The sequence below is a fragment of the Litorilinea aerophila genome (assembly GCF_006569185.2).
Classification (GTDB): Bacteria; Chloroflexota; Anaerolineae; order Caldilineales; family Caldilineaceae; genus Litorilinea; species Litorilinea aerophila.
Window position 1 is genome coordinate 98,864 of record NZ_VIGC02000007.1, and the last position, 12,405, is coordinate 111,268.

The 12,405-nt window shown below is 64.0% G+C and carries 11 protein-coding genes; 8 read left to right on the forward strand and 3 right to left on the reverse strand.

The annotated features are described in order from the left end of the window. The first annotated feature begins 3 nt into the window (after positions 1–3). Positions 4–2,538 carry an ATP-dependent DNA helicase gene (locus FKZ61_RS06820; RefSeq protein WP_141609331.1) on the forward strand — a complete coding sequence of 845 codons (2,535 nt, stop codon included), beginning with the start codon at positions 4–6 and terminating at the stop codon, positions 2,536–2,538. Beyond that, entirely contained in the window at positions 2,535–3,152 is a 618-nt protein-coding gene (locus FKZ61_RS06825; RefSeq protein ID WP_141609332.1) for an NUDIX hydrolase, read from the forward strand. Before FKZ61_RS06820 ends, FKZ61_RS06825 begins: the two co-directional genes overlap by 4 nt. 96 nt (positions 3,153–3,248) lie before the next feature. Here the strand turns inward: FKZ61_RS06825 and FKZ61_RS06830 are convergent, their stop codons facing one another. Then, positions 3,249–4,007 carry a histidine phosphatase family protein gene (locus FKZ61_RS06830; RefSeq protein WP_141609333.1) on the reverse strand — a complete coding sequence of 253 codons (759 nt, stop codon included), beginning with the start codon at positions 4,005–4,007 and terminating at the stop codon, positions 3,249–3,251. Between the two features lie 352 nt (positions 4,008–4,359). On the opposite strand from FKZ61_RS06830, the gene FKZ61_RS06835 reads away from it, so the two are divergent. Beyond that, positions 4,360–5,226, forward strand: coding sequence for a sulfurtransferase (locus FKZ61_RS06835; RefSeq protein WP_141609334.1), 867 nt, complete (start codon positions 4,360–4,362; stop codon positions 5,224–5,226). 117 nt (positions 5,227–5,343) lie between these two features. Beyond that, positions 5,344–5,715, forward strand: coding sequence for a DUF423 domain-containing protein (locus FKZ61_RS06840; RefSeq protein WP_141609335.1), 372 nt, complete (start codon positions 5,344–5,346; stop codon positions 5,713–5,715). Between the two features lie 58 nt (positions 5,716–5,773). Here the strand turns inward: FKZ61_RS06840 and FKZ61_RS06845 are convergent, their stop codons facing one another. Both FKZ61_RS06845 and FKZ61_RS06850 read right to left on the reverse strand, forming a co-directional pair. Continuing rightward, positions 5,774–6,922, reverse strand: coding sequence for a winged helix DNA-binding domain-containing protein (locus FKZ61_RS06845; RefSeq protein ID WP_141609336.1), 1,149 nt, complete (start codon positions 6,920–6,922; stop codon positions 5,774–5,776). An 8-nt stretch (positions 6,923–6,930) separates the two neighbouring features. Next, on the reverse strand, positions 6,931–7,695 hold the full coding sequence (locus tag FKZ61_RS06850) for a CDP-alcohol phosphatidyltransferase family protein (protein WP_141609337.1): 765 nt from the start codon (positions 7,693–7,695) through the stop codon (positions 6,931–6,933). 251 nt (positions 7,696–7,946) lie between these two features. On the opposite strand from FKZ61_RS06850, the gene FKZ61_RS06855 reads away from it, so the two are divergent. The 4 genes from FKZ61_RS06855 (at position 7,947) to FKZ61_RS06870 (ending at position 12,356) form a co-directional block, all read left to right on the forward strand. Further along, complete coding sequence (locus FKZ61_RS06855; protein ID WP_141609338.1) at positions 7,947–8,870, forward strand: hypothetical protein; 924 nt, start codon at positions 7,947–7,949, stop codon at positions 8,868–8,870. Between the two features lie 57 nt (positions 8,871–8,927). After that, entirely contained in the window at positions 8,928–9,524 is a 597-nt protein-coding gene (locus tag FKZ61_RS06860; protein WP_170199378.1) for a HEAT repeat domain-containing protein, read from the forward strand. A 766-nt stretch (positions 9,525–10,290) separates the two neighbouring features. Beyond that, the gene (locus FKZ61_RS06865; RefSeq protein ID WP_170199380.1) at positions 10,291–11,250 is read left to right on the forward strand and encodes an SH3 domain-containing protein; all 960 of its coding nucleotides are present in this window, start codon (positions 10,291–10,293) and stop codon (positions 11,248–11,250) included. Between the two features lie 155 nt (positions 11,251–11,405). Continuing rightward, positions 11,406–12,356 (forward strand): hypothetical protein, encoded by a 951-nt coding sequence (locus tag FKZ61_RS06870; RefSeq protein WP_141609341.1) that lies wholly within the window; start codon positions 11,406–11,408, stop codon positions 12,354–12,356. The last annotated feature ends 49 nt before the right edge of the window (positions 12,357–12,405 follow it).

Consider the following 12,405-nt stretch of genomic DNA (forward strand, 5'->3'; position numbering starts at 1 on the left):
GCCATGAACGATTCTTTCCCTTCCCGGCAGGAAAACCGCAGCCCGGCGGCCCAAACTGCCGATGTCACCGCCCAGACCGAGCTGGCCTCCTTTGATCTGGCCGCGTTTTTCGGCCCCACGGGCCCCCTGGCCGCCCACCTGGAGGGCTATGAGCCCCGTCCCAGTCAACTCCAGATGGCCCAGGCCGTGCAGCGGGCCCTGCTGAATCGGCAACATGCCCTGATCGAAGCCCCCACGGGCACAGGCAAGTCCCTGGCCTATCTGGTGCCGGCCATCCTCAGCGGACGGACGGTGGTGGTGGCCACGGCCAACAAGTCCCTCCAATACCAGCTGTATACCAAGGATTTGCCCCTCCTGGAACAGGTCCTGGAGCGGCCCATCCGGGCGGTGGTGGTCAAAGGCCGCAGCAACTTCGTCTGCAACCTGAAATGGGAAAAGGAGCAGGCCACCCAGCAATATTTCTCCCTCTATGATCGGGCGGATGAGCAGGTGGCCCAGCTTCGGGCCTGGTTGGAGACCACCGAGACGGGCGATGTGGACGAGCTGCCTTTCCTCCTCACCGGCGAGTTGAAAAGCCGGGTGGTCAGCTTCCCAGACGACTGCCTCCACAGCGACTGTCGCTACTATCACGACAACTGCTGGGTCAACTTCATGCGGGACAAGGCCCAGGAGGCCCAGCTCATCATCACCAATCACCACTTGCTCCTCAACGCCCTGGAACTGGGCGCGGCAGGCGAACGGATCCTGCCGCCGGCCTCGGTCTACATCATCGACGAGGCGCATCACCTGGAGCAGACGGCCACGGCCGTCTACGAGACCAGCCTCACCGACTACACCGTGCCCCAGCTACTGAATCGCCACATCTACCGGGAGCATATTGGCGAAGAACGGCTGGACGAGCTCCGATTTTTGAACACCCTGGCCTTCCAGGAGGTGGCCAACCTGAGCCGGGAGAATGCCTTCCGCATCGAGGGGGAGCTGGAGACATGCCGCCGGCTGGGGCGGGCCCTGCGTGCGTTGGCCCAGGAGATGACCCAGAAAAACCCCTACGGAGGCGACCAGGACGACCTGGATCGCCCCATGGAAACGTCCGACTCGGCAGGCGCCCGCGGCGTCGGTTCGCCGGACGAGGAGGCTGAAGCCCGGCGCAGCTACGAGCTGGCCATCACGGCGCTCAACAGCACCGCAGACAAGCTGATCACCGTGGCCGGGGCAGGGCGGGACGACGCCATGGTCCGGTATGCCGTGCGGGTCTACGATCGCCGCCAGGTCAGCCTGGAGGTCCACGCTGCGCCCATTGACCCGGCCAACCTGCTCAGCCGCTTCCTTTTTCACCCTGAAGACGAGGAAGGCCAGGCCAGGCGGACCGTCATCTGCACCAGCGCTACCCTGGCCACCAACGGCCACTTCGAACACTTCAAGCGCCGCTGCGGTCTGCTGACCGTGGGCGAAGAGTGGATCCTCCCCCCGGTCTTCGATTATCCCCGTCGCGCCCTCCTCTATCAACCGGCGTTGCCTTCGTACAACTGGAACCGTGCGGACGCCTTCTACGACGCGGTCGCGGCGGAGATCGAGCGCCTCCTGGAGGTGAGCCGGGGGCGGGCCCTCTGCCTCTTCACCAGCTGGAGCGGGCTACAACAGGTGAGCGCCCGCCTCCAGCGGCTGGACAGCCCCGGGATCTGGCCCATCCGCGCCCAGGGGGATGCCCCGCGAGACGCCCTCCTGGCTTGGTTTCAGCAGACGCCCCACAGTGTCCTCCTGGCGACCCGCTCCTTCTGGGAAGGGATCGACATTCCCGGCGATGCCCTCAGCCTGGTGGTGCTGGACAAGATGCCCTTTCCCACGCCGGGAGATCCCCTGCACAGCGCCCGCATGCAGGCCATCGAAGCCAGCGGCTCCAGCAGCTTCAGCGACTACATGCTCCCCCTGATGACGTTGACGCTGAAGCAGGGCTTCGGCCGCCTGATCCGCCGGGGCGATGACCAGGGGGTGGTGGCCATCCTGGACGAGCGGCTGAGCAGCAAAGGGTACGGGCGTCAGGCGCTCCAGGACCTTCCGCCGGCCCGCTTCAGCCGCCACTTCCGGGACGTCCACCGCTTTTTCCAGCAGGCCCTGGATTGTCCGGCCGAGTTCGCGCTGAACGTCTGGGCCCAGAACGACCAGGGTGGGCAGGGCCGCTGGCGCTGGCAGCTGTTGCGACTCCAGGACGGCAAGGCGGACACGGCAGATGGGGTGCTGCCCGGGGCGTCGGACCGGGTGGCGGGGGAGCTCCACGCCATGGCCCTGGGCCTCCAGGACCTGCGGCGGCGTATCACCCAGGCCGGCCGACGCCCGAGTCATTTCGCAGTGGAAATTCGCTGTAGCCCGGAGGCCGCCCAGGCACTTCAAGAGTCGGACCGCGCTCCTGCGCCCCTCCGGCGGATGTTGGCCGAAGTCCAGCGGGAACTGCCCCTGTGGCAGGCAATCCGAACGGTGGCCGTGCCCCGGCAGGAGGACGCCGTCCTGCCGCCGTCCCTTTCACTCGAGGGCGAGCCATGAATCCTCGCTGGTTGACCTGGGCCCGGGCTCTGCAGGCCATTGCCCAAAATGGCCTGACGTATGCCCGGGACCCCTTCGATGTGGAGCGCTATCAGGCGGTCCGGGAAGTCGCGGCGGAGATGTTCGCCTACCATACCGGGGAGCCGGTGGAGCGCCTGCGGGCGCTCTTTGAGCAGGAGGTGGGACACGCCACGCCGAAGTTAGATGTGCGCGGCGTCGTCTTTCAGGAGGGGCGGGTGCTGCTGGTGCGGGAGCGTTCGGACGGCGGCTGGACCCTGCCGGGCGGCTGGGTGGATATCCACGAATCCCCGCGCGCGGCGGTGGAACGGGAGGTGCGGGAGGAGTCGGGCTATGAGACCCGGGCCGTGAAGCTGCTGGCCCTCTACGACCGGGATCGCCACGGGCATCCGCCCCACCCGTTTCACATTTACAAGCTCTTCTTCCGCTGTGAGATTGTGGGCGGGGCGCCGGCGTCCAGTGTGGAGACCGATGGGGTCGGTTTCTTTTCCCTGGAGCGTTTACCGCCCCTCTCCCTTTCCCGGGTGACGGCTGCGCAGCTCGAGCGGTTCTTCCAGCATGAGCAGCACCCGGATTGGCCGACGGATTTTGATTGACGCCCCCGTCCCATCACAATCCCCATCACAGGCGCAACGGGCGGGCACGGAGGCCCGCCCCTACGAAACATGGGTGCTCCGGCCGGTGGGTGCGGTTTAACGGGAGACCATGTCCGGCGGCAGATGTTGGATGCGGTTGATGTAGCGGATGAGCAGGACGCCATCGGGCATGAAATCGATGCGGGTGATGGCGGTGTTGTAGTGTTGATAGTAGAATTCCCGGGCCGGGATCTGGTTGAACAGAGCCTTGATCAAGCTGTCGATAAAGGTCCCGTGGGAGACCAGGGCCACGCTTTCTTCCACCTCGTTGTTGCTGAGCTCCTGCGCCCGGCGTCGCAGGTCCCGGGCCACCCGGGTGGCCCGACCATAGCAGGCGGGCATGTCCTCGTAGCCCTGGAACCACCACCCTTCGTCGGTCACCTCGTCGGGAATGAGGACGTCCGGAAACTGTTCCTGGATCTGGCGACGGTTTAGCCCCGGCGCCACTTCGAGACCCTCCCCGGTGCGAGGATTGCCCCGAAACATTCCCCCATGCTCGTGAATATCGATCCAGATCGCCGGCCGCAGCCCCAACGCCTGGCCGATAGGGGCAGCTGTCTCCAGGGAACGTAGCATGGCGCTGCAGTAGAGATGGGTGATGCCGTAGCCGCTCCGCTCTGGAGCGGCGCTCTGCTCGCTGGGGCGTTCCGGGTGTTGGTTGTCCGCCAGGTGTTGGGCTACCATCTGGGCCTGGCGGCGTCCCAGTTCGGTCAGTGGGGGATCGATGTATCGCTGGGCCATGTATTCATCGTAGCCCAGGTCCAGGGCCAGCCGATTGTTGGCCGATTCGGCATGGCGAATGAGGAAAAGCTTCATGGTCGTATGCTACCCTTCCAGGCTGTCGTTTCCAGGTTGTTGTCATCCATCTGGACCGCTCTCGTAAATCCTGGCAGAAATTCGCCGATGATTGCCACCGGCGGTCGTGCCGCCGAACTTCTGCCAGAACCGCTCCGCCAGACTGTATCAGGGCCAAGATACCATGGCTTGAAGGCGAGTCCAAATCGGCCCCTGGACGGCCAGGCGGTTGGCGTTCCCCTGTGATAAAATGGTTAGCCGCAGAGGGCGCAGCGGAAGTCCAGAGAGAACTCAGAGAAAACCCGGCGTGCTCTGTGCCTCTGCGGTCTTCTTGCGATAGAGCCAGATATTGGTTGAAGGAGTAGAGAACGGGATGCCGTACACCACACTGATTTCAACGGAGGAGCTGGCCCGGCACATCGGCGATCCAGACTGGGCCATCGTGGACTGCCGCTTCTCCCTGCAGGACACCGAGCAGGGGCGGCGGCACTACCTGGCAGCGCATATTCCTGGGGCTGTCTACGCCCATTTGGATGAGGACCTCTCCGGCCCCATCATTCCAGGCCAGACGGGGCGCCATCCCCTGCCCGCCCAGGCCACTTTCGTCGAAACCCTGTCCCGCTGGGGCATCGACGAGGGGGTGCAGGTGGTGGCATACGATGACGCCGGCGGCATGGTGGCCAGCCGCCTCTGGTGGATGCTGCGCTGGCTGGGTCACGAGGCAGTGGCAGTCCTGGATGGCGGCTGGCTCCGCTGGCAGCGGGAAGGCAGACCTGTGGGGCGGGGAAGCGAGTCCCGGCCAGCGCGAACCTTTGTGCCGGCGCCCCGGCCAGAGCTCCTGGCCGATGTCCACGAAGTGCTCGCCGCGCTGGAAAATCCCCACGTTCGGCTGTTGGACGCCCGTAGCGCCGACCGCTATCGGGGCGAAAATGAGACCCTGGATGCCCGGGCCGGCCATATCCCCGGGGCCATCAGCGCCCCCTATGCCGAGAATCTGGACGCCGAGGGCTGTTTCCAGAGCCCGGAGGCGCTGCGGGAGCGATTCACCCGGTTGCTGGCGGGCACGCCCCCCGAGCAGGCCATCTTTTACTGCGGTTCTGGCGTGAGCGCAGCCCACAACCTGCTGGCCCTGGCCCACGCCGGCCTGGGGGACGCCCGCCTGTACGTGGGCTCCTGGAGCGATTGGATCAACGATCCCAACCGGCCCATCGCGACGGGTGAGGAGCCTTCCCAGGCATAACGCCCGGCGGGCCACTTCCGGTATTTGTCGTCGCCGGGGCGTCTACTCTTCGGCTTCGGCCCGGCAAGAGACACATTCGACACACATCCATTGGACAGGTGCATTGGACAGGTGATCATGGAAAAGCTTTTCGTGGTTCTGGGGGCCCTGTTAGGAGGCCTGGCGGTGGCGCTGGGCGCCTTTGGGGCCCATGGATTGCAGGGACGTCTGACCCCGGATCTGTTGCAGGTGTACGAGACAGGGGTACGCTATCATTTTTACCATGCCCTGGCCCTCTTCGCGGTGGTGATGGCCATGGGGCGCTGGCCCAATACGGCCTGGCTGGCGGCGGCTGGCTGGCTCTTCGTGGTGGGGATCTTGATCTTTTCGGGAAGCCTCTATGCGCTGGCCCTGTCCGGTGTGCGCTGGCTGGGAGCCATCACTCCCCTGGGCGGGGTGGCCTTTATTGCGGGCTGGATCTGCCTGGCCTGGGGCGTCTGGCGCGGGTAGTAGCCGGAGGTATAAAGAGGTATGAGGTAGAAAGTCGTCTGAAGCTGGCCTGTTGGCGTTAGCCTGGCGTACCTCGATGGGAAGGCGCGAGGGTCAGCTCTGCCAGGGGCAGGTCGAAAAAGTCGGCCACGGCCTGGGCCAGGCGAGGAATTGCCCCGGAGACATGGCGGGGCAGGGGGTGGAAGGGTTCCACCCGAATGTGGAGGCCGGCGGCCTTTCGGTCGTAGCGCCAGGTGGCCTGCGCCCGGCCGTGGGCCAGGACGATCCCCTCGATGTGGCCCGCGGGCCGCCAGATTTTCTTGTAGTCCTGGGCCGCGGTGACCCAACCCTTGTCCCGGTGGGCCAGCAGCAGGGGATCGAAGCGGTAGAGCATGGCCACGGGCCAGGCTTCCGCTTCCGGCGGTGACGAGGCCAGCGCCTCCAGGTCCGAGGCCAGGGCCAACAGCTCCGCGCCGCCTACCTGCACCGATGCCAGTTCTGGCTCCAGGGCGTTCAGCCAGCGGCGAGCCTGGCCCATGGGCGCTCCTCGCCAGTAGGCGAAGTCCTGGGCTGTGGCAGGGCCGTAGGTGGCCAGGTAGCGTCGGGCGATCTCCTGGTTGGCTTCATGCGCGGGGGGCGGATTCCAGGCCAGGTCTGGCAGCCAGCGTTCCCGGTGGGCGAAGTGTCCCTCGTTGCCCACCCGCCCGGCGTGGCAGGCATGGCCCAGCCGCACCAGGTCGGCAAAGATGCCGCCCCAGGCGGAATAGAGATCCTCGTGCAGGTCCAGGTCCGCTGCGCGCAGGTCGCTGCGCCCCATACTCTCCCGGCTGCGCAAGAGCCCGGCCACCTGCTCCACCAGCGTGGCGTAGTCGGTGCCATCGGGTGCGTAGTGGGCCCTGCGGCGTTCCCACCAGGTGCGGTTGATGGAGCGGGCTCCGTGGAGCAGGGGCCATTCCCGGCTGGGGTAGAGGTGCAGGGTGCCCCGCTGCCCCCAGAGCTTTACCAGGGTGCGGGTATGGTAGAGGCGTTCTTCCAGGGCCGTGTAGGTCAGCCCCGCTGTCCGATTCCAGAGAGACAGGCCGGCCGCGGAGAGGATTTGGGCCTGGACGCCCACCAGCGCGGAGGCCGCTTCTTCGGGCGAGGCGTAGGGGTGGACCAGCCCCGACCGCTGGAGTCGAAACCAACGTACCTGTTCGGGGGTCAGTCGCAAAGGGGTGGCGGAAGGCATGGACGCCGTCACCGTTGCCGGGCTCGGCCCGGCTGTGTGGGGCGCTGGAAGCGCATGGCGTAGAGGCTCATGCCGCAGTAGTAGACCACGTAGAGGAGGGAAATCCACACCAGCCAGGGGGCGTGGGAGGGGTACTGGGTCAGGATGATCACATTGACAATCCCCCAGATGCCGGCCAGGGCCAGGGTCAGGTTGCGGTGCATGGTGGTGCGGGAGGGGTAGATGTATTTGACGGGCACGAAGACCAGGGCGCTCAGCAACACGATGATGGCCAGGTTGATCCAGCCGTTGAGGCTGAGGATGAACATGTAGAAGACCATGATGTTCCAATAGGAGGGGAAGCCCTTGAAGTAGTGGTCTTCGGTCTTGGCGTCGCTCTGGCAGAACTGGTAGGCCGAAGCCAGGAGGATCAGGACGGCCCCGATAAAGGCTGCCTGCCGGGGGAGGAAGTCGGCTGTGTAGAGGAAAAAGGCGGGCACGAAGACGTAGTTGAGAAAGTCGATCATGTTGTCTAACAGCGCGCCGTCAAATTCCGGCAGCACTTCCTTGACCCGTACCCGCCGGGCCAGCAGGCCATCGAACGAATCGACGAAGACGGCGGCACCCATCCAGGCGAAAGCAAGCACCCATTGGCGGTTGGTGATGGCCAGCAACGCCAGGAGCCCCCAGATGGCGCCGGAAGCCGTGAACAGGTGGGCACCCCAGGCGACCAGCTTCTGTTTTGTCGAAGGGGTCCACTGGGTGTCTTGCGAGTCGATGTAGATCTGGTCCATATCCTCAAAACTTCGATCGGCGACTGGGGATGACATCTGGAAATGACATAAGGTCGCGTGCATTGTACCACAGCTGCTGGGATTTGGGGAGAACCGGTGGCAGCCCCACACCCCGAATTTGGGCCCTCCATTTGCCATCACCTTACTGAATGTTATAATAAATCGCCGTCTGCTACCTATTTCCCATGGAACTCCTCCAGAAGGGAGTGGCTGTTTTGTTGGATACGCGACATTCGGAGGGTGCTGGATCCATGCCGAAGGCTTCGGCCCTGCCTGAAGGCCATGATGCGCTGCCGGGTGACGACCGGCTCGATGGCCTCCCCGTGGATGAGGAGCGGGCACGCAAGCGGATGGCCGTGGGGCTGGCACCCTATCGCCCTACCGCCAAGGCTCGACCTCAGCGTCCCCCCGATAGCTCCTCCCTGGCAGACTGGGCCTGGTTTCCCCCTGTCCTCCTGGTGGGGGCGGTGCTGGCCATCAGTCTGCTGCTTGGTGCCCGGCTTCTCCAGCGTTCACCTGGGGACTGGCTGCAGAACCGTTCGTCCGGTGCGGCGCTGGTCGTCCCCGCTCCATCCTACCGCCTGGTGGTCGCCGAGGATTTCAGCCGAGCCCCTGCCCGGCTGGCCGATGGGGTGATGCCCGACCAGTGGGAGATGGCGCTGCTGCCGGATGAAGCCCGCTACCGCCTGCGGGTCTGGCCGGGACATCTGGCCTGGAGCCTGGTGGGCTATCGGCCGGATGTGCCCTATCGAGTACAGGCCAGCATGACGGTCGATCCGACCACCCCCTGGGGCATGGCCGGGCTTCTGGTGCGCCATCAGTCGGAGGAGGATTTCTACCTGTTTGTGGTGGATGGACAGGGGCGCTTTCAGGTGCAGCGACAGCAGGAAGGCGTACTGGCCACAGTGGCTGCCTGGGAGACGGCCCCCAGCCTGAACCGGGCAGGCACAGCCAACACCCTGATGGTCGAGGACGATGGACAGGCGTTGCGTTTTTATGGCAACATGATCCTGCTCAGCGAGATTCGGGAGATGGACCTCCCGCCCGGTGGGGTAGGCCTGGTGGCCGGTGTTGGGGAAACGCAGCCGGGCGATCAGCCAGAGCCTCCCTACGCAGCGGTTTCGGTGGACTGGTTCCAGCTCTATCAGGCGGTAGAATCCGGCCAGCCACAGTAGCTTGCCTGTTGGGCGACGTTGGCCGGCTGGCCCGTGGACGGACTGGAGGTGAGTCCTGTGGCCCGAGAATCTGTGGCAAGTCAGTTTTGGCAGGCCGTTTCGGAGGGGGATGACAGCCGGGCCGAAGCCCTGGTGGCCCAATTGGGCGCTGAAGATGTGCCTTCCCTGACGGAACAGCTCCGTTCAACTCAACCGGATATCCGGTGGTGGGCGGCCCGGGCCCTGGCCCAGGTGGGGGATGCCCGGGCCGTGTCCGGCCTGGCCGGGGCCCTGGCTGATCCGGAGGTAGCGGTCCGGGCTGTTGCTGTGCGAGCCCTGGCCCAGCTATCCTCCCGCTGTCCGGATCCGGTGCGGACCTGCCTGCCGGCCATGGCAGCCCTCTTGCGGGATCCGGATGGGCTGGTACGGCAGGCGGCAGCCGATGCCCTGGCCCTCTGCGGCGAGGACGCTGTTCCGTTGCTGGCGGAGATACTGGCCCGGGGTAGCGCCCCAGAGCGTAGCCGGGCTGCCTATGCCCTGCGCAAGATGGCCTGTCTACCGGCGGCCGTGGTCCTGTATCGCTACCTGGATGATGAGAATCTGCTGGTTCGGACTCACGCCTACGAAGGGTTAGACGATCTGGGCTACCTGGAGAACACCTTGCTCCTGCCGTAAGGTTTTGAGCCGCACCGAGAGGTAGCATTTTCAACTGACTTGATATCCGCCAAAAGATGCGCTATAATCCCATTGTGGCCGTCGTCGATTGGGTTGTTTTGGCTTTTTCTATCCTGTTCATACGAAGTTGGCACTCATTTTTCTCCTCTGGACGGCGGCCCGTCAGCGGTGGTGAATCCCGGCAGTACCCCTTCTCTGGAGGGCTGGGGTATGTCCACCGATAGTGATGGCAGTACAACTCGTCACAAGCTGTTTGACCTGCCTGTTCCACGTGGCCGATTTTATATGGCGACATTCACAGGTAGCAGCAGGAAACATCGCAGCGAGAAACGAGGAAATGGCTGGCCCGGCCGGACTCCTTCTAGTAAATCCCGGCAGAAATTCGCCGATGGTTTCCACCAGAGGTAGTACCGCCGAATTTCTGCCGTGGTATTTACGCCAGACTGTACTAGGTGCTGACAGGCCCGTCCCTTCGCCCCTAACCCGTCCTGGCCCATGAGCGGCAGTCGGTTGCCGGCATCTCGCCAGACCAGCACTTCAACACCAACATTGATTTCACTAGCGGACTCTTTTGTCCGCGCCATGAGCGGTTGATTGATCCAGGGAACGTATGGTTCAAATTCATTTCAGTCGTTTTATCGGTCGGCTCAGGGATGCGATGCCTCGACATCAGCAACCGTTCCCTGACAGGGTTTTGGCATTTCATTCGAGGATGCATTCAGGGACAGAGGCCCTGGGCTGGCAGGTGGTCCGTTGGACCCCTTTGTTGTTACTGGTCCTTCTTTTAGGGGGCTGTGTAACGGCCGTGCCGGTGCAGCAGGCCAACACCGGCGTGGGACAGATGACAGCCCAGCGCCTGTCAGAGATTGCCGGCTATGAGCTTCCCGCATCCACCCCGGAAGCACTGCCAGAAGTTAGCGCCGTGGTCATCACAGAAGGGTCCCGGGCCAATGTGCGCAGCGGCCCGGGTCTGGACTTTCCCATCGTCGCCAAAGCGAACCCCGGCGACACTTTTACCGTGGTCGGCAAGAGCCAGGATGGGGAATGGTGGCAGGTCTGCTGCGTGAATGGCTCCGATGAGGCACAAGGAGACACAGCCTGGCTGGCCAGCGTGGTGGTGGAGATAGACGGGGACGGCGATGCAGTGCCCGTGGTTACCCCACTCTTTGACGAAAACCTGGAGGCTACCTGGCGGGTGGACTGGCAATGTGGCTCAGAGCGGTGTGATGTGAAACACTGTACTGCCACGGTTCATGCCACGGCCGGTGAGTCGGGTAACCAGCAGTGGCTTCAGGTGGCCCACGAAGCCCAGTGGGCCGATGACTGCTTCCCGCCGGATTCCTGGGTTTTCCAGGTAGATCGATATACGGGCCGGGAACGCAGTGGCCAGTTCATCGATAACTTCCTGTACAACTACTGGTTGGGTATGGAGCCAGGGCCGGCCACCAACGTCTTCACCCTGGATGACGGGCGCAAGGTGGTGGTCTGGTGCAGTGGCCCCCATGAACTGGAGATTGCCGAAGGTGATGGCTGGGACACGGTGTATCAGGGGGAAACCTGCCACGACGTACGCACTGGCACCCTGGTCTCCCTGTCCTACACCAAGCGCTGGCTCTTCACCGGTGAATACCAGGGCCAGCAATATGAACGGGCCTATTTTGGCGATTACGAGACGCTGGAACAATATCTGGTAGACGCCAATTATAGCCTGTACTACGTGGACTGATTGACGCAGGCTGAACCGGGCGACCCAACATCTGGGTCCTCTTCCGCTTCGGGTTCAATCGGCGAGGGCCGATTAACCATAGATTTTGTCATCGGCGAAGTTCATTCCCATCTATCCATTTATTTATTTCGGAGTCACAGAAGGAGCTCTCAACTATGACTCGAAGCAGACGTATTCGTATCCTCTTTGCACTGATCATGGCGGTGGCCTTGATCTTGCCGGGGACGGTGGCCTACGCCGCGACCGGCCCGGCCACGCCGCCGCCGGTGGCCATCAAGGGCCCGCGCCTGAGCCCGCCGGCCATCCCCCACAGCAGCGTCCTGAATCCCTACACCATCTACAACAACCTGCTGGTACCGCCGGGTCTGCCTCAGGCCTCTGTGGAAGCCAACGCAGCCGATGGTGGCCGCACCCAGGAGAAGCCTGGCCGGGGTATCCGCCAGACGTCCACCGGCATTGGTTTTGGCCTGCTGCTCTATGAATCGCCCAATGTCTGCAATGACTTCAACCCGGGCGACCAATGGGCGGCCAAGAACGCTGTGAGCGATGTGTGGACCGACTGGTTCGCCGGCTGGGCCCCCTTCGCCATCGACAATGGCCTCTACCAGGCCAAGAACGTGACCTTCTCCATGGAGCGCTCCGTGGGCCCCGGCAACCGCTACGGCGCCAATGAGCACTCTGCCAAGATCGCCAGCAACCAGCCCTATGCGGCCGGCTTCGGCAGCCCCCTGATCAAGGTGCCTGCCGGTTACGCGGGTGGTAAGGTGATGGTCAGCGTCAAGTACCTCATCTGGGACCATGACACCGGCGGCAAGCAAGGCGGCCCCGATGGCTTCGACTATGACTGGGCCTCCCTGGGTGTCAAGCCCGATGCCTACGGCGACAGCGCCTACTACGTCAACGGCTATGTTCGGGGTGAATGGGCCGAGCTGACCAACACCGTGGACCTGGGTGACAGCGAGTACATCATGGTCCTGCTCCAGGGTCAGTCGCCTGGCGCCTTCAACTCCAACATCTACTTCGACGATGTCAAGATCGCCTTCATCGATGCCAACGGCAATGGCAAGTACCTCAAGGACTGCAAGCTGGAAGAGTCCGTGAAGTAAGCCATTCCTGGCTCCACGTCGATGAACGAACAGAGACTCGCCCCGGCCG